The following is a 22677-nucleotide window of genomic DNA, read 5'->3' on the forward strand; positions in this document are numbered from 1 at the left end:
TTTCCTTTATTGAGAGAGGTTTAATAAATCAAAATACATTTCTACCGAACTGCGATCACGATCATGTTTTTTATTGCGCGTCTCTTGTGCGCATTCTTCAAAGCCATTGCGGCGGTAGAAGGCAAGCACCGACTCATCATTGCGCGCATCAAGAACTAATAAACGATAAGCGCATAATGAATTGATATTGCTGATTAAATAATCTTTTACCCTTGATAGGACAAGGCTTCCGAGACCTTGTTTCTGATATTTTGCGGCAAGAGCAAATTTCGTTAAGCGAACGGAGGGTATAAAGCGCGTGGGCAACATGCTATTAATGCTTAATTCGCCGATTTCAAAATCAGAGAGGTGGGTTTCTGAAGCCGATAAAGCTGCCCAAGCAACAATTTCCTCTTGATTGGGGCTTAAAAACAGGAGGCTTCTCGTAATGCCGGCATTATGTAAATGGAGCGCCTCATTGTGTAAAAAATTATCGAGAGCGGCATCACCGCAGCTAAAATTCGCTAATAAGGCTTTGCCCGCATCATCGGCAGAAAGATCGTCTAAAACAACAATGGGATACATAAAGCATTATTTTTTAACCCAAGAAATGATGTGAAGACGCTGTTTTGCCGCTTCTTGCAATTGCAAACGCCGTTCAGGGCTGACATCGACGGCGGAAAGTTTTTGCCATAGTCTTTTGCTGTCTTTCGGGCTTAATTGAATGCGTTTATCCGCAAGTTTTTCTTTGATTGCCATTGCATGCCTCCATTCGCGTACAGATTGGCGCGAGATTATATAGTACCTTAACTTCAAAATGAGACTTAGAGATACACATTTTGTCAGGAGAAGCGCTTAGAATAATCTCATTTTGAAGTTAAGAGACTATACCATGAGAAAAAGGCGGCTTATCGTCGCCTTTGTCCGTATTTACGGACGGTTAACCTTCAGATATTTGCTTTGCCAGTGGTCCATGACATTGGCTTCGTAGCCGCTGACATAGGGTTTGACCATGTGTTTGGAAACAAAGTAATACACGGGAATGAGGCTGAAATTATCAATCAGGCGTTTTTCGGCTTGATGCAGAATTTCCGAACGTTTGTCCATGTCTTGGGTTTGCGCGGCTTGCGCAATCAGGGCGTCAAATTCGGGGTCTACCAAGCCGACGGTATTAGAGCCGCCGCCGCTGACGAACAAATCCAAAAAGGTGTTGGCGTCGTTATAATCGCCCAGCCATGAGCCGCGGAAGACTTGGGTATTATAGCTGCGGCGGTCGCTGAGATAGGTTTTCCATTCTTTGTTAATCAGCTCGGTTTTCACGCCGAGGGTCTGTTTCCACATGGCGGCAATGGCAACGGAGATTTTCTGATTGTTTTCATTGGTGTTGTACAGCAGTTCCACTTTCAGCGGATTGTCTTTGCCATAGCCGGCTTCCGCATACAGTTGCTTGGCGCGGGCGATGCGTTCTTCGCGCGGCATATCGGCATAGGCAGGACGATAGGAAGCGCCGTAATTATCCACCCCCGGCACGACAAAGCTGTAAGCGGGTTCTTCGCCGCTGCCGGTAATGTTTTTCACAATCGGCTCGCGCTCTACCGCCAAAGTCAGGGCTTCGCGCAATTTGATGTTGTCTTTGAACGGCGGTTTGGTCAGGTTGAAGCCGTAATAAAACACGCCTAATTGGCTGTGGGTATGCAGTTCTTGCGGCAGGTTTTCGCGCACCCATTTCAGCTGTTCCACCGGTACGTCGGAAGTGAAATCCAATTCGCCGGCGCGATAGCGTTGCAGGGCGGCATTGGGCTGCGTCGGATAATAAATGACTTTGTCCAAACTCACTTGATCGGCATTGAAATAGTGCGGCGCTTTGGCTAATACGAGGCGCGCCTGCGGCTGCCATTCTTGCAGGGTAAATGCGCCGTTGCTGACGATGTTTTCCGGACGCGTCCATTCTTTTTGGTGTTTTTCCACTACCGCTTTCGGCACGGGATAGGCGACCGCATTGGTCAGCATACCTAAGAAATAAGGGGTCGGATTTTCCAGTTGCACTTTCAGGGTGCCTGCGTCAATCGCTTCTACGCCCAATGCGGCGACTTCCGCATTGCCTTCGTTGATGGTTTTGGCGTTTTTAATCGGATAGAGGAAGAAGGCGTATTTGCTGCCCACCGCAGGGTCGAGCGCGCGTTGCCAAGCGTAAACGAAATCCTGCGCCGTAACCGCCGTGCCGTCCGACCATTTGCCGTCGCGCAGATGGAAGGTGTAGGTCAGTCCGTCTTTGGAAATCTCCCAACGCTCCGCTGCGCCGGCGATTAAAGAGGCGTCGGGCGCTTCGTCCACCAAGCCCAAAAACATATCGCGCAGAATGTGCATTTCCGGCATACCCTGCGCCAGTTGCGGGTCTAAAGTAGAGGGTTCGTCGTCATTGCTGCGGTGCAGCACGCTTTCTGCCTGTGCGCCCAAGGCGGCAAGCAATAATAGGGCTAAGAGTTTTTTCATCAAAATTTCCTTACTGGTTGAAACCCCTCCCTTTAGGGAGGATAATCTGTGGGAGAGGTGTAACCTCTTCCAATTCAGGGCAACACGTAGAGCGACGCTTTATGTGTCGCTCTGTGTGTTGAAACATAAAGGCTCCTTAGATGGACAAATGCGGCTTTGCCGTCTTGCCCGCCTTGACGCGGCTTGGCGCGGCTTGGCGCGGCTTGGCGCAAGGTGGGTCTTTTATCCGTGGCTGAGACGGTTATTAGGATTATTTTTCCAGATAGATATATTTGGAGCGTGAGTGATCCATGATATTGATTTCATAGCCTTTCACATAGGGCTTGACTAAGCGTTTGCTGACATAGGAGTAAATCGGCAAAATCGCAAAATCATCGGTAAACATCTGCTCCGCCTGATTTAAAATCTTGCCGCGCGCATCCAAATCCTGCTCTTTTGCCGCCTGTGCCAAAAGTTCGTCAAATTCGCTTTGCGCGAAGTTCACGTCATTTAAGCCGCCGCCTGCTTGGAACATCTCAAGGAAGGTATAGGGATCGTTATAATCGCCAATCCAGCCGGCACGGAAGATTTGCGTATTTTTTTCGCGCCGCGTTTGCAAATAGACTTTCCATTCTTGGTTGGTCATTTCCGTTTGCACGCCTAGAACCTGCTTCCACATGCCGGAAACGGCAACCGCGATTTTTTTATGGTTTTCGTTGGTGTTGTAGAGCAGTTCCACTTTCAGCGGATTGTCTTTGCCGTAGCCTGCTTCGGCGTATAAACGCTGTGCTTCGGCGATTTGCTTATCGCGCGGCCAGCTCGCATATTCCGGCACATAATGCTCATAGTGCATCACACCCGGCGGCACAATCGTATAAGCAGCTTTCTCGCCTGCACCGGTTACTTTTTCCGTCAAGATATTGCGGTCAATCGCCAGACTCAAGGCTTGGCGCAATTTCAGATTGTCTTTAAAGGGCGCTTTGCTTAGGTTCAGACCGTAGTAGTAAGTACCTAAATAATCGCCGATTTTCAATTCTTCCGCTAGATTTTCTCTAATCCATTTGAGTTGGTCATTAGGAATTTCATTTGTCCAATCCAATTCGCCGGCGCGGTAGCGCTTAAGCTCGCTGTTTTGGTCTTCGGTGGGGTAGAAAATCACTTGATCGAGTTTTACCGCTGCTTTATCCCAGTAAGTATCGGATTTTTCCAGCGTGATATGCGACTGCAAGACCCAGTCTTTCATTTTAAAAGGTCCGCTGGAAACGATGTTCTCCGGACGCGTCCATTCTTTGCCGTGTTTTTCCACCACCGCTTTCGGCACGGGATACGTGGAGGAATGCGTGAGCAAGCCCAAGAAATAAGGCGTCGGCGCATTCAGCGTGATTTCCACCGTGTGCGCGTCAATGGCTTTGACGCCCAATTCGCTGCTGTCTTTGATTTCCCCTTCGGTAATTTCTTTCGCGTTTTTAATCGGGTAAGCGATAAAGGAATATTTGGAACCTGTAGCAGGGTCAACGAGACGGCGCAGGGCAAATACCACATCTTCCGCGGTGAAAGGGCTGCCGTCCGTCCAATTCTGTTCCTGCAAATGGAAAGTATAGACCAAGCCGTCGGCAGAAATATCCCAAGATTTTGCCAAACCCGGCACCAATTCCCCTGCGGCATCTTCCGCCACCAAGCCTTCAAACAAATCGCGCTGAATATTCGATTCGGGCACGCCTTCGGAAATTTGCGGATCTAAAATCTGCGGCTCGCTGCCGTTACCGCGGCGAAATATCATTTCCGCACTGGCGCTGCTTGCCAAAACCGCCAAAATGGCCACGCTTAATGCTTTTTTCATCAGATACACTCCTCTATCATTATGGGAAAGACGGCGCATAAGCGCCAAGCGCAAGATTATACCAAGTCTGATACCTTTGCAAAAAACCTTGAGTGAGTATTTACCAAAATGCTTTATAGGAAGTCTTTGCTAAAGCGATATAAGCTTAATTCATGGCAAAATGTTTCAACACACAGAGCGACACATAAAGCGTCGCTCTACGTGTTGCCCTGAATTGGAAGAGGTTACACCTCTCCCACAAGATTATCCTCCCTAAAGGGAGGGTTTCAAACAGTAAGGAAATTTTGATGAATTTCTTTTCAAGAGGTAGCGGAGATACTTGTATCCGACATTGTTCGAGCTATACATTTGTCGGATTCAAGAATCCGACCTACAATAATGAGACAAAGAAAAAGGCGAGAGATTGCTCTCTCGCCCTCTACATCCTTGTAGAAAATCTCTAATCAGATTAGAAATCGTGACGCAGACCTACACGTACAGTGTAGCCATTTTTTATATTGTTAACGTTCCAGTCAATGTATTCACCTTCAACATAGGTGTAAGTACGGTTGCTGAAGTTATATTGATAGCCTAAACCATAGGTGTAAATATTGCTACTAAACTCATTAAGATCGGCTAGACCAAAACCTGCACGGAAGGTATTAGGACCAGAATAGTATTCACCAGCTAAGGCATATTTTTCACCATCAGACCATGCTAAACGTTCTGCAGCTCGTTTTTGAGATATAGCAGCGAAATCAGCAGGGGTACTAGCATCATTAGAACCCCAAGGACCACTAACACCAACTACATCATTACCTGATTTATGCTCAGCACTGATAGCGACTTTAAATTGATCATTTTTGTATTCGGCAGCAATACCAACTACATCAATGCTTGGTGAATTATCAAACGGTTGTGTTCTAGCACGAAAATTACCAGCAGCAGAAAGTAAAGTTGCTGATTTACCTTTTTGAACATCAAGAGATGAATAAGCAGCACCTACGTAGAATCCGTTTTGTGCATACCAAATACCTGCTTGATAAGCAGAGAATGATTTGTTATCAGAGAAACCAACTGCATCATGGTTGCCATCTAATACGCCTGCCAATCCGAATTGGAAGCCGTTCATATTACGCGATACATAGCTGATCACTTTAGGAATCTGTGAACCACCAGTCGCTGCACCATAGTGCGTAGTTTCGCCGTAGAAGCTATTTTGGAAGATATCGGCTTTGTTAGTTACGATTTTGTAGAGCGAATCTTGTTTACCGAAAGTTACTTCACCGAAATTACCGCGTAAGCCAAGGTAGGCATAGCGAGTCTTATCAACACCGCCATTAGGGTCAAAACCAAATTCGATTTTATAGAAAGCTTGCAAACCGTTGTTCAGATCTTCAGTACCTTTGATACCGAATTTAGCGGATGAAGTATCTAAGTTCCAACGGTTATCAGTGATACTGCTTCTAATAGAATCAGTATTGTTTTTGTTAACTTGAGTTTCAACACCCAATGAACCATAAAGAGTGGTGGTGTTTTCAGCTTGAGCTGATGCGATCATGCCTGCGGCAACGCTTAATGCAATAAGAGCTTTTTTCATGTGTTTTCTCCAATGAGATAAAAGTGTTTTCAAGGATTGCCTAATCCGAGGGCAATAGTACTGCTTTTTTTGCAGGGATGCAACAACTTTGTTGCATTTTACCAACAAAAAAATTTTTGTTGTTTTTTCACTACAGCTTAGCATGCTGTTCCGCCGCCTTCTGCTTGCGGCGAAGGCTTTTTCTCTCCCCATTTTCTTAGAAAAAGACTTTATCGATCATTTTCGCCACGATGCAGAGCAGGAAGATGCCGAAGGCTTTTTTGAGTTTGTCTGCCGGCAGGCGGTGCGAGAGTTTGACGCCGAGCGGTGCGGTCAGCATGGTGGCGACGGCGAGAAGCATGGAGAGAATGGGCAGTGTCCATATGGCGATTTCCTATGAGTTGCTTGCTGTAAAAGCGGGACATTTTAATAAAATGGGAGCTTTTTCAGGATTTTATAGTCTTTTAAGGTCAAATGAGATTATTACAAGCACTTATTGTGACAAAAATATATATCTCTATATCTCATTTTGACCTTAAGGTACTATAATGCTCTGTGTTAGGCGGGCATTTATACCTGAAGAAAATAGGCAATGAAAAACGCCGGCGGATTTTGCCATACCGATAGACAAGCTAGTCGTATCGATTAAAAGGACGAATAAAAATACATCAACAACTCAATATGTTATGGCTTGATTCATCAAATAAAGTAAGACATAATTCACCAATCAACCTTACCATTAGGAGACTCTATGGCTGTACAATTAAAGCTCACCTCTAAGGGACAAATCACCCTAAAAAAAGAATTCTTACAACATTTAGGCGCTGATGCCGGAACGGTGCTAGACGTAGAAAAACTTGCAGACGGGGCAATCAAAATTTCAGCCAAAAGACCGAAAAAAAACTCTTCTTTTGCAGAATTTGCAGGATTGTTTAGCAATCACAGCGGCAAACAATTCACCATCGAAGAATTAAACGATGCGATTGCCGATGCTTATGCAGAAGCAGGTGTGCAAGGAATTTCTAATAAATGAAAGTCGCCATTGATACCAATATTTTAGTCAGGCTATTCGTGATAGATGATGAAAAACAGCATCGGCAATCATTGGAAATTTTAGATCAGGCGGAGAACATCATCATTCCAACAACTGTCTTTTGCGAGACGATTTGGGTGTTGCGGAGACTTTACCAGCAATCGAATCACGACATCTACTATAAGTTGTCGTATTTTCTTACTCATCCGAAATTGATATATGCGCAAGCAGAAGTAGAGGCGGGTTTTGCTTTTATGCAGGAAGGCGGTGATTTTGCCGATGGTGTCAATGAATATGCCGGTAGTCAATTAGGCGCAGAAAGTTTTGCAACTTTTGACCAAAAAGCGATTAAGCTATTTAAAAAGCTAGGAAAAAATATATATAGTCATTCATGACAAATATGAACATTATATTTTTAACCTTAGCTTAGGCGTTTATGCCGGAAAGTACTCGCATGACAAATTATGTTGGACATAAATACCTAAGATACTAATTTATAAAGAGATAGGTCGGATTCTTGAATCCGACAAATTTATATTTTAAGTCATGTCGGATACAAGTATCCGACCTACCCGATTGAAAAATAATCAATTTCGTCATGAATTAGCTATATAGTCAATTCATGACAAAGGAGAACGCTTAAAGCGTTATATTCCTTATTGTTTACGCCGATGTGTAAAAGATTAAACCGCGTGGGCAACAAGTTGCCCACTCTAAAAGGATTATTTGCTTCAGCACTAGGTCGGATTCTCGAATCCGATATCTTTTTGATTTAAAACAATGTTTTTAACAAACAAAAAGTCGGATATAAATATCCGACTTTTTTAGATAAAGCGGTTCATCAGCATAAGGTTCGCTAACGTGCCTTCTGCTTTGCGGTCGCGGTTGGGATTGTATTGCCGATAATTCCATGCGCTGTCGTAGCGGTATTGCCAGCCGTTGAAATTGAGTTGGTCTTGCGACATGCCGACAAGGGTCAGAATCAGCACGCCGTCGCGCAGCAGTTGCATGCGGTAGAGATTGACTGCCGGCAGGTCGCCGAAACGCAGTTCTACGCCGTAATCGAGCACATAGTGTTGTTCGTCAAAGCGCGGTTTGAGGACAAAGCCTTTCCAGCGGATTTTTTCCGCTTCGGAGAAGCCGTTTTCTTGGTTCATCATTTGCAGGTCTTCATTGGCTTTTTGAATCAGTACTTGTTCGTTGATTTGCTGCAATGAGGGATTTTCGATGTAGCCTGTTTGGCGGTATTCCAATAGCGCGAATACGTCTTGCGCGCCGTTTTTGCGCGCCACGGCGAGGATGTTACGCCCCAGTTCTTGTCCGAATTCCGCTTGAATGAATGCGTTTTGCTCGGCGGGCTTGAGTACTGTCCAGCCTTCAGGGGCTATCAGGGTCGCTTGCTTCATAAAATGGCAGTTCTCCGTATTTTTCAGACCATAGATTAACGATGCGGCAGAAGATTTCCGCCGTGAGTTCGGTGTCGTATTTGGCGCCGTGCGCGCGGCTGCTGTCGTATTCCAATCCCGCTTGGCGGGCAATGCGTGCCAATACGGTTTGCCCGTATGCCAATGCGCCGAGGGATACGGTGTCTAGGGCGCTAAAGGGATGGAAGGGGTTGCGATCGTATTTGGTACGCTCGGCAAGGGCGTTGATAAAGCCTAGATCAAATTGGGCGTTGTGTCCGACTAGAATGCTGCGCGTGCATTGCTGGGCTTTTTGGTATTCGCGGATGGCACCGAAGAGTTTGTTTGCGACTTTGCCTTCGTCCAGAGCGGGGCGCAGGGGATGAAAGGGGTCGATGCCCGTAATTTTGAGGGATTCGGGGTCGATGTTGGCGCCTGCAAAGGGTTTGACGTGGTAATGCAGAGTGTCCACAGGCACGAGTTTGCCTTCGGCGTTAAAGTTCACAAAGACGGCGGCGACTTCTAATAGGGCGTCTTTGCTGCGGTCGAAGCCGCCTGTTTCCACATCGACGACAACGGGCAAAAAGCCGCGAAAACGCCGGTTGATTTTTCTTTCTGTCATGCGCTCCTGCGCTTTATTTCGTTTGATTGAGGGCTTGCCATGCCTGCTGGGTGTAGAGAAGCATGGAGTATAGGGTTAAGGCGGCGGCGATAATCAGCAGCACTTGTCCGATTTGCCAAATGGGCAGACCGATAAAGGGTTCGCGGAAGATTAAAAAGCCTAATGCCAGCATTTGGGCGGTGGTTTTCCATTTGCCGACTTTGCCGACGGCAACCACATCACGCATGTTCATCGATGCCATCCATTCGCGTAGGGCGGAAATCCAAATTTCGCGTGCGATGATAATGAGAGTGCAGAGCAGCAGCCATTGCTCGGGAAAGTGCGAGAGGACGATAACTAAGATGACGCAGACCATGAGTTTATCCGCCACGGGGTCGAGAAAGGCGCCGAAAGCGCTGACTTCCTTCATACGGCGCGCCAGATAGCCGTCGAAATAATCGGTCACGCAGGCAATGACATAGACCCATAAGGCCAGCCATTGTCCCCATGATTCGGGGTGGCAATAGTAAAAGAGCGCAAAGAGCGGTATTAAGGCAACGCGCAATATGGTGAGTTTGGTAGCAAGACCTGCCATGATTCATCCTTTTTCCCTTGAATGCTTTATTTCAGCCGTTTTCGTGCAAGCTGGCATAAATTTCCTGCGCCAGTGTAGCACTAATTCCTTGAACGCGCGAAATCTCTTCGCTGCTTGCCGCCAAGACGCCCTGTATGCCGCCGAAATGGCGAATCAGGGCTTGACGGCGTTTCGCGCCTACGCCGGCGATGTTTTCCAAGACCGATTGCTTGGCTTTTTTATCGCGTCCGCTGCGGTGTCCGGTGATGGCGAAGCGGTGGGCTTCGTCGCGGATTTGTACGATTAATTGCATGGCTTGGCTGTCCGGCGGCAGGTAGCGGGCTTGGCTTTCATGGGGAAACCAGAATTGTTCCAAGCCGGCTTTGCGCCCCTGCCCTTTGGCGACGCCGATAAGCTGCACGCCTTGAATACCGAGTTCGGCAAAGACTTCTATCGCTTGATTGAGTTGTCCGCGTCCGCCGTCGACAAAGAAGATATCCGGCATGATGCCTTCGCCGTTTTTCAGGCGCGTGAAGCGGCGCATGAGCATTTGTCGCATGGCGGCATAGTCGTCGCCGGGCTGAATATCTTGAATTTTATAGCGGCGATAGTCGGATTTCAGCGCGCCGCGATGGTCGAAGACAACGCAGGAAGCGATGGTATATTCGCCCTGCATATGGCTGATGTCGCCGCATTCGAGACGCTGGGGAATCGACGGCAAATGAAAGGCTTCGGCAAGGGCGCGGAAGCGGTTTTCCATCGTCATTTTGCCCGATAAACGCAGGCTAAGGCTCATTTTGGCGTTTTCCTGCGCCATTTCCAGCCAGCGGCGGCGGTCTTCACGCGGCTGGGTACTGAATTGCACTTTGCGCCCCGCTTTTTCGCTTAAATAATCCATCAGCCAATCGGCATCCGGCGGTTCATGGCTAAGGATGAGTTGCGGCGGCGGCAGGCGTTCATGATAGAACTGCCCGATAAATGCCGCCAAGACTTCCGCTTCCGGCAAAGGCTCGGGCAGTTTGGGATAGAAGGCCTGCGAGCTGACATTGTGTCCGTCGCGGTAAAACAGGGCTTGCACGCAGACTTCGCCGTAGTCGCTGACCACCGCCAAGATATCGGCATCCGCCGCGCCTGCCACCATGTGTTGGCGCTCCGTGAGTTTGCGTAATTGCATCAATTGGTCGCGCAAACGCGCCGCTTGTTCGTATTCCTGTGCATGGCTGGCGGCTTGCATGGCTTGGTCTAAGTCTTGCAGCAGGCTGTCGCTGCGTCCTTTGAGGAAATCGCGCGTAGCGGCAACGGTTTGCGCATAGTCCGCTTTGGCGATGTAGTCCACGCAGGGGGCGTAGCAGCGCTCGATTTGATATTGTAGGCAAGGACGGCTGCGGTTGGCGAAATAGCTGTCTTCGCATTGGCGCACGCGGAAGACTTTTTGCAGCAAATCCAAGGCATGGCGCACCGCCTGCACATTCGGATAAGGCCCGAAATATTCGCCCTGTTTGCGCGCGCCGCGATGCAGGGACAGACGCGGAAAAGCATGCGCCGACAGATGAATGAAGGGGTAACTTTTATCGTCGCGCAATAAGATATTGAATTTGGGACGATGCGCCTTAATCAGATTGTTTTCTAAAATCAGGGCTTCGGTTTCGCTGGCGGTGGCGGTGGTATCGATATCGACCACCGCTTTCATCAATGCTTGGGTTTTACCGGACAAGCCTTGGCTGCGGAAATAGCTCGAGAGGCGTTTGCGCAGGTTTTTGGCTTTGCCGACATATAAAACAACGCCGGCGGCATCGCGCATTTGGTACACTCCCGGGCGGGTAGTCACATGGCTTAAAAAGGTTTTGGGATCAAAACGGCGCTGTTCGCTCATCGCCATCAAAACACGCTTGCCGACTAGTCTGCGGTGGCACGCAAGAGCGCATCAACGCGCTGCGCATCTTCGGGACTGTCCACGCCTGCCGGCGGCGCCTGCGCCACATTGTCCACCGCAATGCGGAAACCCTGCTCCAAAAAGCGCAGTTGCTCGAGCTTTTCCGCCTGCTCCAAAGGGGTGGCGGCTAATTGCGGATAGGCGCGCAGGGCTTTGCCGCGATAGGCATAAATGCCAATATGGCGGCGGTAAGGAAAATCGCCGCCGTCGCGCACGCAGGGCAATAAGCTGCGCGAGAAATACAGGGCATAACCCTGCATATCGCTGACGACTTTTACCATATTGGGCGATGCCGGCGATTCATCGCTCTGAAAAGGCGTGGCAAGGGTGGCGACCGCCGCTTCGGGATGGCGGATAAGGCAATCCGCCACTTGTCTAATCAAAGTCGGCGGCAGCAGCGGTTCGTCGCCCTGCACATTAACAATCAGGGTGTCGTCATTCCAGCCTTTTTTCTGTACCACTTCGCTTAAGCGGTGCGTGCCGTTTTCATGCGCGGTACTGGTGGCAATGGCGGCAATGCCGTATTGCGCCAATACCGCACCGATGCGTTCATCATCATAAGCGACTAAAACAGGCAGACCGCTTTGGGCGGCACGGCGCGCCGTATGCACAATCATCGGCTCGCCGGCTAATAATTGCAAGGGTTTGCCCGGCAAGCGCGTGGCGGCATAGCGGGCAGGAATGACGATTTGAATATCAGTCATCTTGCGGCTCATCAGGCGCCGGTAAAGATGCCGGATTTTGCGCATGCTCGGGCAGGAGCATGGCAATGCCGTTTTCAATCGGATAGCGGCGCTGCGCCGCCTGATTGATTAAATAAGCGCCGTCGTCACTCAATTCCAAGGGATTGCCGTCAATCGGGCAGCGCAGCAGGGCAAGCAGATTATTGTCCATCATCCGCGCCCTCTTCTTCGTGTTCATTTTGCCCCTCATCGGCTGGTGCTTGACGCAGCGCTTTGATTTTGCCTGATAACGTATTGAGTAAATCGGCAAAGGCTTTTTCAAATTGCGCGATGCCTTCTTTTTCCAATTTCGCCGCGATTTTCTCCATATCGATGCCGATTTCCGCCATGCGCCGCATCAATTGCGGCGCTTCCTCTATGCGGCGCAGCAGGCTGTCGCTGGCACGTCCGTGGTCTTTAAAGGCTTGATAGGTGGCAGGCGGAATGGTATTGACGGTATTGCGCCCGATTAATAAATCGACATAGCGGGTGTCGGAATACTGCGGATTTTTCGTGCCGGTGCTTGCCCAGAGCAAACGCTGCACTTTCGCGCCTTTTTGCTGCAAGTCCAGCCAATCGTCATGGCTAATCCGCTCCAAGAAGTAGCGGTACGCCAATTGCGCATTGGCTACCGCCGCCCGTCCGCGCAGAGCGGCATGTTCTTCCGGCAGGGCTTCGTCAATCGCGCTGTCCACGCGGCTGACGAAGAAACTCGCCACCGAACGCAGGTAATCAATCGACTCACCTGCCGCCACACGCGCTTTCAAGCCGTCGATATAGGCTTCCAGCACTTGCTGATAGCGCGAGACGGAGAAGAGCAAAGTGGCATTGACATGCACGCCTGCCGCCGTCAGTTCGCGAACGGCGCGCACACCTGCTTCGGTCGCCGGCACTTTAATCATCACGTTTTCACGCGCCACTTTGGCAAACAGGGCTTTGGCTTCGGCAATGGTTTTTTCGCTGTCATGGGCAATATCGGGCGAAACTTCCAAAGATACCATGCCGTCCACGCCGCCTGTGCGCTCAAATACGGGCAACATTTGGTCGCAGGCCATTTGAATATCTTCGATTGCCAAGGCGAAGAAAGCGTCGCGCACGCCGCCGGTGTTGTTCTCCAGCCAGTGCTGCAAGGCTTGGTCATAACCTTCGCTTTCCGCCAGCGCTTTTTGGAAAATCGCCGGATTGGAGGTTACGCCGCGCAAATCGTCTTCTTCAATCAGACGTTGCAATTCGCCGTTTTTCAGCATGGCGCGGTGGATGTTGTCATACCAAGCGCTCTGCCCGAATTGCGCCAATTGCTGTAGGGGATTGGCTTTTTCCGCAATGACTTCTGTAGTTTCTGCCGCTTCTTCCTTCACTTGGACAGCCGCTTCTTCCTCAGTTACTGCCTTTTCCGCTTCAGCGACCGTTTCTTCGCTGCTTGGTTCGGCTTGCTCAAGCGGAGCGGCGGTTTCAGCCGCTTCTACCGCTTGCACAGGCTTTTCTTCCTGCACTTCTAGGACTTGCGCTTCAGCAGTTTCGCTAAGCGTTTCTGCCGCTACGGATTCGGCAGGGATTTCCGTCTCGGCTTCTGCCGCCTGCGCCGCTTCTGCCGCCGCTTTTTCTGCGGCGGATTTTCTCGTGCGGCGCGTCCGTGTTTTTTTCGCCGGCGCTTCGGCGGCTTCCGCGTTTTCACCGACGGCTGTTGCGGCGCTTTCATGCGCTTCTGCGGCCACGTCCGCCGTTATTGGCGCTGTTTCTTCCGTTTCGACTGCTTCTGTAGCCGCTTCTTCTGCCGCGGTTTCCACCGTTTCGGCTGTCGTTGCGGTTTCGCCGTCGCTTAAAAAGCTCACCAAACCCGGCTGAGCGGATTTAACGGCAGGGGCTTGCGGTGCCGGCTCTTGGACTGCTGCGGCTTCATTATGCTGCGCAGGAGCAAAGGGCAAATCGGCTTGCAGATTTTCGAACGCTGCGGTTTCCGCTTCCACCTCATAAGCCGCTTGCTGCTCTTGGGCGGCACGGCGGGTTTCAGGCGCTTTGCCTTGTCCGCGTACCGCATGCACGTCACGCGGACGGCCTTTGCCGACGGGACGTCCGTTAATCGTTTCCGGCGGATTTTGCAATTGCTCGATGCTCGGATTCACATCATCTTGCACCGGCTCGGCTTTGGCGCGGCGGCGATTGCTTTTCTCTTCGCGCGGCAGGTTTCCCGCAGCGGTATTTGACTCAACACGCTCTTGCGCAGCAAGTTTCTCAAGCGCCGCCGTGTCTTGCTGACGCTGACGTTCGCGCCGTGGCTGACGCCGCTCTTCATCGCGATTTTCTTTCTCGCCGCGCGCTTCTTGGCGTTCTTGACGCGCTTGCCGCTGACGGTCTTGCCGCGGCTGACGATTATTTTTTTCTTTGTTTTTTACCTGCTCGCGCACTTGCTCGGCATTAGGCGCAGCACTGCCGCTGTCTTTAAACAAGGCAACGACTTTCGAGAACAGGGCGGACAGACCGCCTTTCTCGCGTTTTTCCGTTTTCTCGGACTGCTGCGGCGCAGGAGCATGCGGCACAATATTCGATACCGCCGCCTGCTCCGGCGCAGGCATGTGTCCGTGCTGAAGCGGCGTATCTTCGTTGCTTTCATGGCGCAGCGGCATGCGATAGCTTGGAATCCGCTCTTCATCGACCTCGTCATCGCGCACACGCTCGATGCAATAATCCGGCGTATGCAAATTCACGTTCGGCATCAAAACGATATCTACTTCATGACGCTGCTCGATGCCGCGCAGGGCGCTGCGTTTTTCATTGAGCAGGTAAGTGGCGATCGAAACCGGCAATTCGCCGATGATGCGCACGGTGCGGTCTTTCATCGCCTCTTCTTCAATCAGGCGCAGAATCGATAATGACTGCGACTGAATACCGCGGATGCTGCCCTGCCCTTTGCAACGCGGACAGACTTGATGACTGGCTTCGTCAATCGAAGCGCGCAGCCGTTGGCGCGACATTTCCAATAAACCGAAGCGCGAAATCCGCCCGATTTGCACGCGCGCACGGTCGATAGTGGTGGCATCATACAGACGCTGTTCAATATCTTTGCGGTTGCGCTGCGAAAGCATGTCGATGAAATCGATCACAATCAATCCGCCGAAATCGCGCAGACGCATTTGGCGGGCAATTTCGTCCGCCGCTTCCAAATTGGTTTGATAGGCGGTTTCTTCAATATCGCCGCCTTTGGTAGCTTTGGAGGAGTTGATGTCAATCGAGACCAAGGCTTCGGTGTAGTCAATCACAATCTCGCCGCCGGAAGGCAGTTTGACGGTGCGTTGATAGGCGCTTTCGATTTGTCCTTCGATTTGATAGCGGGTAAAGAGCGGCGTGGTGTCTTCGTATAATTTGAGTTTGTTCGCGCTAGATGGCATGACCAAATTCATGAAGCTCAAGGCTTGCTGATAGACGCGCGGGTCGTCAATCAGAATCTGCGCAATATCGGGGCGCAGATAATCGCGCAAAGCGCGCACGATAATATTGCTTTCTTGATAAATAAGGCGCTGCGGCGGGCTTTTAACGTATTCTTCGCTAATCGCCGTCCAGACTTGCATGAGAAAATCCAAATCCCATTGCAATTCTTCCTGCACACGTCCGACCCCTGCGGTGCGCACAATCACGCCCATATCTTCAGGGATTTCCAATTGGTCCAAAGTATCGCGCAATTCTTTGCGCTCATCGCCCTGAATGCGGCGCGAAACGCCGCCGGCGCGCGGATTATTCGGCATCAGGACTAAGAAACGCCCTGCCAGACTGATATAGGTCGTCAGTGCCGCGCCTTTATTGCCGCGCTCTTCTTTTTCAATCTGCACCAAAACATCTTGTCCGACTTCGAGCATGTCTTTCATGCCGAGCTTTTCGCCTTGGGTATTGGTGGAGCCGATCAGATATTCTTTAGCGATTTCCTTAAAGGGCAAAAAACCGTGTCTTTGGCTGCCGTAATCGACAAAAACCGCTTCTAAAGAGGGCTCAATTCTTGTAATTTTGCCTTTGTAGATATTGGATTTTTTCTGGGCGGAATAGAGGGTTTCCATATCCAGATCGTAGAGTTGCTGGCCGTCGACCAGCGCCACGCGCAGCTCTTCGTGCTGCGTGGCATTGATAAGCATCTTTTTCATTATTTTGAATTCTCCAAGAGCCGACAAACGCTCTCAAGGCGCTTTTTGCCGGTGATAATAGGTTAAGTACACAATAGAAATAAGCATCAAGCCAAGCAAAAACAAATGCGTAGCCCGCTGCTGTAAAAAATCTGTCGTTTCCGAACGCGTGTAACACGAAAAAATTCCGTTTAGTAGTGAAATCTTGAGGCGCTAAACTATACCAATTTGGACCGATATAGGCAATTCTCAAGCTTGCCCTAGTCCCTATCTTATGACAGGATATGCCGCAAAATAAAGGAAGTTTTATGCAGAATAATCCCATTGAAGCAAAGTCTTATATCTATGAACATCCGCTTTCGGAACGTATGCGTTTATTTATGCGTCTTGACAGCATGTTCGAACAGATGCGTCTGTTTCACAAAGCCGACGAATATTATTCGATTCAGCTTTTTTTAGATGCTTTATTCGATGTCTTGGATTTTCTCCACCGCTATGAAATCCGTGCGGAAATTCTCAAAGAATTACAGCGCTTAAGAATTTTACTGGCACGTGAAATCGAACATGTGCATATCCATTGCCGGCATGACGAAGATATTGACCGCAGTCTCATTGAGATTCACGACATGAATTTCAATCCGATTAGCGCTTTGCGCGAGAATGAATTATTTAACAGTCTGCGCCAACGCAATTTCAATCAGAGCGGCAACTGCCTGTTTGAAGTACCGGCCTATCAATTTTGGCTGGCAAAAAATTGCGAGCAGGGAAACGGCTTTCTGCCCTACTGCTATTCATTATTTTCTCCCATTGCCAAAGCCATCGGCTTAATTTTGACCTTAGTGCGCTGCGGTGCGACGATTACCGAAGAACATACCGATGACGGCATGTTTTTAAAAACCTTGGAAAAGGACAAAAAAAACCAATTATTACGCGTGCATCTTGCCCCGCAATATTCAGTCTTTCCGCGCATCAGCGGCGACAATCATCGCTTTGCGATTCGTTTTATGGAGCAACCCGATCCGCAGCTGCGCTCGGCGCAAACAGAAAAACCGGTGTCCTTCGGTTTACAAGTCTGCGTGTTATAAGGAATTGAAAAATATAGTCTCTTAACTTCAAAATGAGATTATTCTAAGCGCTTCTCCTGACAAAATGTGTATCTCTAAGTCTCATTTTGAAGTTAAGGTACTATATAAAAAGGCACTTTCTGTTTAAGGTGCCTTTCGTGTTTCTATTCTAGGGTCTGTTGACAATCACCTTAAAGCCATAATGGTTGCAGCGAGGTAAATGTTTGCCGCAAAGGATCTGTCCGTTTTCTCCGAAGGCATGGCTATCTTCTTAAACTCTTTTAAATCACAGAAAACATTTTCTAGCAAATGACGCCATTTGTACATATGCCGATCATAAGCACGTTGCAGTTTTCGCTTGCTCGTCGGCGCAATCACCGCTTGGCAAGCGCTTTCGTTCAGTTCCTCTAACAGCCAATCTGCATCAAAGGCTTCGACTATAGCTTCTGTGTCTGAGTATTGCCCTCATATCCGCGGCAGTGCGTCTATACCTTCAAATATTCTGTATTTTTCCCAATCCAGCGCGCCAGTAAGACTGCGGCATAATCGCTGCCTTCCAATGCGTCGGCGATTTGCTCCGCTTCAGCAAGCAAGACTTGGTCGCGTTCGATATCGGCGATTTTCAAACCCAATGCGCCGGTCTGCCGCGTGCCGAGTAATTCTCCCGCGCCGCGAATGCGCAAATCCTCTTCGGCGATGCGAAAACCGTCCGTACTGTCGCGCATCATATTCAGGCGGCGTTTGGCGGTTTCGCCCAAAGGCGCTTGATACATCAAAATGCAGTCCGATTGCACGCTGCCGCGCCCGACCCGCCCGCGCAATTGGTGCAATTGCGAGAGTCCGAAACGTTCGGCGTTTTCAATAACCATCAGCGAGGCATTCGGCACATCTACGCCCACTTCTATCACGGTAGTGGCGACTAATAAATCAATCTCCGCCGCCGCAAAGCGCCGCATGGTCTCGCTGCGTTCTTTACTCTCTATTCGCCCATGTACCAATGCCACGCGCACATCGGGCAGGAGGGCTTGGATGTGAGCGCTGACCGCCTCGGCGTTTTCGCATTCCAAGACTTCCGATTCTTCAATCAACGGACAGACCCAATAGGCCTGTGCGCCTTGGCGGCAAGCGGCGCCCACTCTGGCAATCAGCTCGTCGCGGCGCGCATTGCTCATCACGGAGGTGCGAATCGGCTGCCGCCCTGCCGGTAATACGTCGATAATCGAGGTATCCAATTCGCCGTAAGCGCTCATGGCGAGGGTGCGCGGAATCGGCGTGGCGGTCAGCACCAATTGATGCACCGCCTGCCCGGCGGCGGCTTTTTCCTGCAATTGTAGACGTTGATGCACGCCAAAGCGGTGCTGCTCGTCCACCGCCACCAAAGCCAAATCCTGATATTGCACCTGTTCTTGGAAGACGGCATGGGTGCCGATAATCAGATGCGCTTCGCCTGCCGCAATCTCCGCCAATATTTGTCTCTTCTCTTTAGCGCGTAATTTGCTGACCAGCAAAACGCTGCGCAGCGGCAAATCCGCCAGTAAACGCTGCATATTTTGCGCATGTTGCTCGGCTAAAAGCTCCGTCGGCGCCATAAAGACGGCCTGTTTACCGGCCGCCACCGCCTGCAAGCAAGCCAGCAGGGCAATCACCGTTTTGCCCGAACCGACATCGCCCTGCACCAAACGCAGCATCGGCACAGGGCGCGCCATATCGGCGGCAATTTCCTGATATACACGCGCTTGCGCCTCTGTCAGCTGAAAAGGCAGACCTTGCAAAAAACGCCGCACTAAAGGACTATCCGCCGGCAGGGCGGGCGCAGGTAGGCGGCGCAATTGGGTGCGGGCATTGTGCAAGGACAATTGATGCGCGGCTAATTCTTCGATAATCAGGCGTTTTTTCGCAGGATGCTGATTATCATCGGGACAGGGCAAGACCTCCGCCAATGAGGGCTGATGCAGGGCATGCAAAGCGCGGGCAAAATCCCAGTAACCCGCCGCGCTTAAAGGGTCCTGCGGCGCAGGCGGCAATTGCGCTAAGAGCTGATGCACCGCTTGCCGCCAACGCATTTGGCTTAAGCCTTTCACGCTGGGATAGACCGCCTGCAAACTGTCGGGCAATTGCACCACATCGCCCTCGTCCAGCCATGTGATTTCAGGATGCGCCATATCGTAGCCATAGGAGTTGTAGGCAACCTTGCCGTAAAACAAGCCGCGGCGGTTTTCGCGAAACGGTTTGATTTGGCTGGGGTAAAAACGGAAATATACCAAGCGGAAGACATCGCCGTTATCGTCTTTAATCTCCACGCGCAGCAAGCGGCGGCGGCCTTCCTGAATTTGGCAGCGCTGCACATAGCCGTGCACCAGTGCCGTTTGTCCGTCGCGCAAAGCGGCGACCGGCGTGAGATGCGAGCGATCTTCATAGCGCAGCGGCAAGGTCAGCAAGACATCGCGCACGCGGCGCAGACCCGCACGTAAAAAAGTCTGAGTGAGGGCATCACTCAGACCTAAAGCGGATTGCAGACTGTCGTCAAAATCCAGCATTATTAAGCAAGCGCAAGCACCGCTTCGGCTTCCACCTGCGCGCCTTTGGGCAAAGCGCTGATGCCCAGCGCCGCACGCGCCGGATAAGGGGCGGCAAAGCGCGAATTCATCACTTCGTTAAATTCGGCAAAGCGGCTTAAATCCGTCAGATAGACATTCAATTTCACGATATTGCTTAAATCGCCGCCTGCCGCTTGGCAAATCGCGGCAAGATTATCAATCACTTGCTCGGCTTGGGCTTTGAAATCTTCGCCGACCAGTTCGCCGGTATTCGGGTCGAGCGGAATTTGTCCCGATACGAAAACCAAATCGCCCACGCGCACCGCTTGGGAGTAAGGTCCGATCGCTTTCGGTGCTTTATCGCTTTGAATAATCTGCTTTTCAAACATACATTTCTCCTTATTTAGACGCGCTCAATCTGACTGATGCCGTCAATCAAGCGCAATTGCTGCATAATCTTTTCCAACTGTTCCAAACCCTGCACTTCCAATTTCATAATAAAGCGCTGCTGATCATTGCGATGCCCCAAGCGCTCCAATTGCAAATCCGTGATATTGCTGCCGCAATCGCCGATGATTTGCGCCACTTGCGAAAGCATTTTCGGACGGTCCTGCACCACAAAGACCAATTTGCTGTTGAAAATGCCGTGCACATCTTCCGCCCATTCGGCGCGCAACCAATCCTGCCCGTCGCTGACTTTCGCCAAAACGCAATCGCGGCGGTGAATTTGAATGCCTTTGCCGCGTTCAATATGTCCGATAATCGCATCCTGATTCAGGGGATGGCAGCATTCGCCCAAATAGACGCCGCTGTCTAAGGCGCTATGCACGTACAAGACCTGCTCCTGCCCCAGCTCACTTTTCGCCTTGCCCAATAAGGCGGCGGCAATCAGGCCCGACTGCTTGCGTCCATAGGCAATATCATCTAATAAATCATTGATTTCAATTTCCTGCATCTTGGCATAGGCGACTAATTCTTTTTCCACCGCCGCATAGTCGCTGCCGAATTCGTGCAAAGCCGCATCCAGCAAATGCATGCCTAAAGTCCGCGCTTCTTTTTTCTCCAGACTGCGCAAATGATGATTCACGCCCGCCCGCGCTTTGGCGGTTACCACGAATTGCAGCCAGCCGGCATGCGGATGTGCCTGCGAATCGGTAATGATTTCCACAGTTTGCGCGCTTTGCAGAGGGCGAAAAATCGCATAGGGCAGTCCGTTGACTTTCGCGCCTACGCAATGATTGCCGATTTCCGAATGAATAGCATAGGCAAAATCGACGGGCGTGGCGCCATGCGGCAAATCAATGATTTGCCCTGTCGGCGTATAGACATGAATATCGCCGGAACTCAGCTCTTTTTTGACCGCATCGTAAAATTCCAAAGGGTCGTCCGTGATATTTTGCACTTCGCGCAGCCGCGACAACCAGTCGCGCATGTATTTTTCCGCAACTACATTATGATGTTCATTGCGCAAAGAGAGATTTTTCAAATGCTGATGCCAGACGGCGATAATCCCCGTTTCCGCCAAACTGTGCATATCGCGAGTGCGGATTTGCACATTCAGCACGGCGCCGACGGTTTTCATCAAAACGCTGCTGTGCAAAGAGCGGTAGCCGTTGCTTTTCGGCGCGGCGATATAATCTTCGAATTTGCCCGAAATCGGGCGGCAGGATTTATGCAAAACACCCAAAACGCGATAACAATCGTCTTCGCTTTGCGTAATGATGCGCACGGGAATGGTGCGGCAGGCCTCGTCAAAACTCTGCTTGCGCTTCATACGCAAATACACGCCCCATAAATGGCGCTGCCGCTTGCTAATGCTGGCTTGGATATTTAAACGCATCAATTGCGGCTGCATTTCCTGCCGCAGGCGGTTAATCACGGTTTTATTGGTAAAACGCTGCTGATAATGCTTTTGCAGGACGGCGTAACGCCAAGGATGCAAATGGGAAAACGCCAAATCTTCCAATTGTATACGGAAATAGAATAAGCCCAAACGCCCCGCAATCGAGGCATAGACGTCCAAGGTTTCGCGGGCTTTGCGAATGCGCTTGTCGGGACGCAGCGCGCCGAGGGTCTGCATATTATGCAGGCGGTCGGCAAGTTTGATGATAATCACGCGCGGATCATCGGTCATCGCCACCAGCATTTTTTTAAAGCTGTCTGCCTGCGCTTCTTGCGGCGCTTGGTCTTTGAGGCGGTCTAATTTGGACACGCCGTCGACGATGGCGGTTACTTCCGTGCCGAAAACCTGCGCCATTTCCGCTTTGCTAATCGGCGTATCTTCTAATACATCGTGCAGTAAGCCCGCCTGCAAGACAGGCAAATCAAAGCGCTGCGCGGCTAAGATTTTGCTGACGGCAATCGGGTGGACAAAATAAGGCTCGCCGGACTGGCGCATTTGTCCTTCATGGGCTTGCGCGCCATAGACGGCGGCGCGCAAGACTTCGGCAATCGTTTCATCATCAAGATAATGGCTTAATTCCTGCCGCAAAGCCTCCCAAGCGGCGATTAATTCATTTGCGCCGGTAAGTCCTGCAAAGGGTTGATAAGTCAGCGCGATTGCCATGATGCGTCCCGATTAAAACATGCCTTTTTGATTTTTTTGCAGCAACTGGGCGATGCTGCTTTGTCCTTCTTCGATTTCGCGCAAAGCAATCACGGTGGGTTTGTCATTGAGCGGCGCCACAAGCGGACTGGCGCCGAAAGCGATTTCACGCGCGCGACCGCTGGCGGCCAAAATCAAACGAAAGCGGTTGTTTTCTTCTACTAAACAATCTTCTACGGTAACTCTTGCCATGAATAGCTGTCCTTAAATATTGAGAAAATTCGGGCGTCTATGATAGCGAGAAATG

Annotated in this window: 20 protein-coding genes; 3 read left to right on the top strand and 17 right to left on the bottom strand. The window is 50.5% G+C overall.

Going from position 1 to position 22677, the window contains the following annotated elements:
- Window positions 1–6: 6 nt before the first annotated feature.
- The 6 genes from DYC63_RS00940 to DYC63_RS00970 all read right to left on the bottom strand — a co-directional run bounded on the left by DYC63_RS00940 (window position 7) and on the right by DYC63_RS00970 (window position 6210).
- Window positions 7–564, bottom strand: a complete 558-nt coding sequence (locus tag DYC63_RS00940) for a GNAT family N-acetyltransferase (protein ID WP_115217514.1) — start codon at window positions 562–564, stop codon at window positions 7–9.
- A gap of 6 nt (window positions 565–570) precedes the next feature.
- Complete coding sequence (locus tag DYC63_RS12480; protein WP_172459354.1) at window positions 571–738, bottom strand: hypothetical protein; 168 nt, start codon at window positions 736–738, stop codon at window positions 571–573.
- Window positions 739–909: 171 nt separating this feature from the next.
- The gene (locus tag DYC63_RS00945; protein WP_115217515.1) at window positions 910–2472 is read right to left on the bottom strand and encodes a peptide ABC transporter substrate-binding protein; all 1563 of its coding nucleotides are present in this window, start codon (window positions 2470–2472) and stop codon (window positions 910–912) included.
- 250 nt (window positions 2473–2722) lie between these two features.
- Window positions 2723–4291, bottom strand: a complete 1569-nt coding sequence (locus DYC63_RS00955) for a peptide ABC transporter substrate-binding protein (protein WP_115217517.1) — start codon at window positions 4289–4291, stop codon at window positions 2723–2725.
- 448 nt (window positions 4292–4739) lie between these two features.
- Window positions 4740–5870 (bottom strand): porin, encoded by a 1131-nt coding sequence (locus DYC63_RS00965; protein ID WP_115217519.1) that lies wholly within the window; start codon window positions 5868–5870, stop codon window positions 4740–4742.
- A gap of 196 nt (window positions 5871–6066) precedes the next feature.
- The gene (locus DYC63_RS00970; protein ID WP_115217520.1) at window positions 6067–6210 is read right to left on the bottom strand and encodes a sulfite exporter TauE/SafE family protein; all 144 of its coding nucleotides are present in this window, start codon (window positions 6208–6210) and stop codon (window positions 6067–6069) included.
- A 390-nt stretch (window positions 6211–6600) separates the two neighbouring features.
- Between DYC63_RS00970 and DYC63_RS00975 the strand changes: the two genes are divergently transcribed.
- Complete coding sequence (locus DYC63_RS00975; RefSeq protein WP_115217521.1) at window positions 6601–6882, top strand: AbrB/MazE/SpoVT family DNA-binding domain-containing protein; 282 nt, start codon at window positions 6601–6603, stop codon at window positions 6880–6882.
- Entirely contained in the window at window positions 6879–7277 is a 399-nt protein-coding gene (locus DYC63_RS00980; RefSeq protein WP_115217522.1) for a type II toxin-antitoxin system VapC family toxin, read from the top strand. The genes DYC63_RS00975 and DYC63_RS00980 overlap by 4 nt, the downstream gene beginning before the upstream one ends.
- A 429-nt stretch (window positions 7278–7706) precedes the next feature.
- On the opposite strand, the gene DYC63_RS00985 is transcribed toward DYC63_RS00980, so the two are convergent.
- The 7 genes from DYC63_RS00985 to tal are packed head-to-tail and all read right to left on the bottom strand — an operon-like array spanning window position 7707 to window position 16245.
- Window positions 7707–8288 (bottom strand): DUF2167 domain-containing protein, encoded by a 582-nt coding sequence (locus DYC63_RS00985; protein ID WP_115217523.1) that lies wholly within the window; start codon window positions 8286–8288, stop codon window positions 7707–7709.
- Window positions 8260–8907 carry a ribonuclease T gene (gene rnt, locus DYC63_RS00990; protein ID WP_115217524.1) on the bottom strand — a complete coding sequence of 216 codons (648 nt, stop codon included), beginning with the start codon at window positions 8905–8907 and terminating at the stop codon, window positions 8260–8262. The genes DYC63_RS00985 and rnt overlap by 29 nt, the downstream gene beginning before the upstream one ends.
- Window positions 8908–8920: 13 nt before the next feature.
- Complete coding sequence (gene pgsA, locus DYC63_RS00995; protein ID WP_115217525.1) at window positions 8921–9481, bottom strand: CDP-diacylglycerol--glycerol-3-phosphate 3-phosphatidyltransferase; 561 nt, start codon at window positions 9479–9481, stop codon at window positions 8921–8923.
- A gap of 31 nt (window positions 9482–9512) precedes the next feature.
- A complete protein-coding gene (uvrC, locus tag DYC63_RS01000) occupies window positions 9513–11333 on the bottom strand; it encodes an excinuclease ABC subunit UvrC (protein ID WP_245887971.1) in 1821 nt (606 codons plus the stop codon).
- A gap of 23 nt (window positions 11334–11356) precedes the next feature.
- A complete protein-coding gene (gene kdsB / locus DYC63_RS01005) occupies window positions 11357–12097 on the bottom strand; it encodes a 3-deoxy-manno-octulosonate cytidylyltransferase (protein WP_115217527.1) in 741 nt (246 codons plus the stop codon).
- A complete protein-coding gene (locus DYC63_RS01010) occupies window positions 12090–12287 on the bottom strand; it encodes a Trm112 family protein (RefSeq protein ID WP_115217528.1) in 198 nt (65 codons plus the stop codon). Before DYC63_RS01010 ends, kdsB begins: the two co-directional genes overlap by 8 nt.
- Complete coding sequence (gene tal / locus DYC63_RS01015) at window positions 12277–16245, bottom strand: transaldolase (RefSeq protein ID WP_115217529.1); 3969 nt, start codon at window positions 16243–16245, stop codon at window positions 12277–12279. Before tal ends, DYC63_RS01010 begins: the two co-directional genes overlap by 11 nt.
- Before the next feature lie 287 nt (window positions 16246–16532).
- Here tal and DYC63_RS01020 point away from each other — a divergent pair, with 287 nt between their 5' ends.
- The gene (locus DYC63_RS01020) at window positions 16533–17309 is read left to right on the top strand and encodes a cell division protein ZapD (protein WP_115217530.1); all 777 of its coding nucleotides are present in this window, start codon (window positions 16533–16535) and stop codon (window positions 17307–17309) included.
- 464 nt (window positions 17310–17773) lie between these two features.
- On the opposite strand, the gene recG is transcribed toward DYC63_RS01020, so the two are convergent.
- The 4 genes from recG to rpoZ are packed head-to-tail and all read right to left on the bottom strand — an operon-like array spanning window position 17774 to window position 22622.
- Window positions 17774–19825, bottom strand: coding sequence for an ATP-dependent DNA helicase RecG (recG, locus tag DYC63_RS01030; RefSeq protein ID WP_115217532.1), 2052 nt, complete (start codon window positions 19823–19825; stop codon window positions 17774–17776).
- Window positions 19826–19827: 2 nt separating this feature from the next.
- Entirely contained in the window at window positions 19828–20214 is a 387-nt protein-coding gene (locus DYC63_RS01035; protein ID WP_115217533.1) for a RidA family protein, read from the bottom strand.
- Window positions 20215–20228: 14 nt separating this feature from the next.
- On the bottom strand, window positions 20229–22391 hold the full coding sequence (locus DYC63_RS01040) for a RelA/SpoT family protein (protein WP_115217534.1): 2163 nt from the start codon (window positions 22389–22391) through the stop codon (window positions 20229–20231).
- A gap of 12 nt (window positions 22392–22403) precedes the next feature.
- Entirely contained in the window at window positions 22404–22622 is a 219-nt protein-coding gene (gene rpoZ / locus DYC63_RS01045) for a DNA-directed RNA polymerase subunit omega (RefSeq protein WP_115217535.1), read from the bottom strand.
- Window positions 22623–22677 lie beyond the last annotated feature (55 nt).

It is taken from the genome of Suttonella indologenes, from assembly GCF_900460215.1.
Taxonomy (GTDB): domain Bacteria; phylum Pseudomonadota; class Gammaproteobacteria; order Cardiobacteriales; family Cardiobacteriaceae; genus Suttonella; species Suttonella indologenes.

Excerpts from the sequence above, each read along its gene's own strand:
- DYC63_RS00940 (WP_115217514.1), bottom strand. The coding sequence starts at position 564 with ATGTATCCCATTGTTGTTTTAGACGATCTTTCTGCCGATGATGCGGGC.
- DYC63_RS12480 (WP_172459354.1), bottom strand. The coding sequence starts at position 738 with ATGGCAATCAAAGAAAAACTTGCGGATAAACGCATTCAATTAAGCCCG.
- DYC63_RS00945 (WP_115217515.1), bottom strand. The coding sequence starts at position 2,472 with ATGAAAAAACTCTTAGCCCTATTATTGCTTGCCGCCTTGGGCGCACAG.
- DYC63_RS00955 (WP_115217517.1), bottom strand. The coding sequence starts at position 4,291 with ATGAAAAAAGCATTAAGCGTGGCCATTTTGGCGGTTTTGGCAAGCAGC.
- DYC63_RS00965 (WP_115217519.1), bottom strand. The coding sequence starts at position 5,870 with ATGAAAAAAGCTCTTATTGCATTAAGCGTTGCCGCAGGCATGATCGCA.
- DYC63_RS00970 (WP_115217520.1), bottom strand. The coding sequence starts at position 6,210 with ATGCTTCTCGCCGTCGCCACCATGCTGACCGCACCGCTCGGCGTCAAA.
- DYC63_RS00975 (WP_115217521.1), top strand. The coding sequence starts at position 6,601 with ATGGCTGTACAATTAAAGCTCACCTCTAAGGGACAAATCACCCTAAAA.
- DYC63_RS00980 (WP_115217522.1), top strand. The coding sequence starts at position 6,879 with ATGAAAGTCGCCATTGATACCAATATTTTAGTCAGGCTATTCGTGATA.
- DYC63_RS00985 (WP_115217523.1), bottom strand. The coding sequence starts at position 8,288 with ATGAAGCAAGCGACCCTGATAGCCCCTGAAGGCTGGACAGTACTCAAG.
- rnt (WP_115217524.1), bottom strand. The coding sequence starts at position 8,907 with ATGACAGAAAGAAAAATCAACCGGCGTTTTCGCGGCTTTTTGCCCGTT.
- pgsA (WP_115217525.1), bottom strand. The coding sequence starts at position 9,481 with ATGGCAGGTCTTGCTACCAAACTCACCATATTGCGCGTTGCCTTAATA.
- uvrC (WP_245887971.1), bottom strand. The coding sequence starts at position 11,333 with ATGAGCGAACAGCGCCGTTTTGATCCCAAAACCTTTTTAAGCCATGTG.
- kdsB (WP_115217527.1), bottom strand. The coding sequence starts at position 12,097 with ATGACTGATATTCAAATCGTCATTCCTGCCCGCTATGCCGCCACGCGC.
- DYC63_RS01010 (WP_115217528.1), bottom strand. The coding sequence starts at position 12,287 with ATGGACAATAATCTGCTTGCCCTGCTGCGCTGCCCGATTGACGGCAAT.
- tal (WP_115217529.1), bottom strand. The coding sequence starts at position 16,245 with ATGAAAAAGATGCTTATCAATGCCACGCAGCACGAAGAGCTGCGCGTG.
- DYC63_RS01020 (WP_115217530.1), top strand. The coding sequence starts at position 16,533 with ATGCAGAATAATCCCATTGAAGCAAAGTCTTATATCTATGAACATCCG.
- recG (WP_115217532.1), bottom strand. The coding sequence starts at position 19,825 with ATGCTGGATTTTGACGACAGTCTGCAATCCGCTTTAGGTCTGAGTGAT.
- DYC63_RS01035 (WP_115217533.1), bottom strand. The coding sequence starts at position 20,214 with ATGTTTGAAAAGCAGATTATTCAAAGCGATAAAGCACCGAAAGCGATC.
- DYC63_RS01040 (WP_115217534.1), bottom strand. The coding sequence starts at position 22,391 with ATGGCAATCGCGCTGACTTATCAACCCTTTGCAGGACTTACCGGCGCA.
- rpoZ (WP_115217535.1), bottom strand. The coding sequence starts at position 22,622 with ATGGCAAGAGTTACCGTAGAAGATTGTTTAGTAGAAGAAAACAACCGC.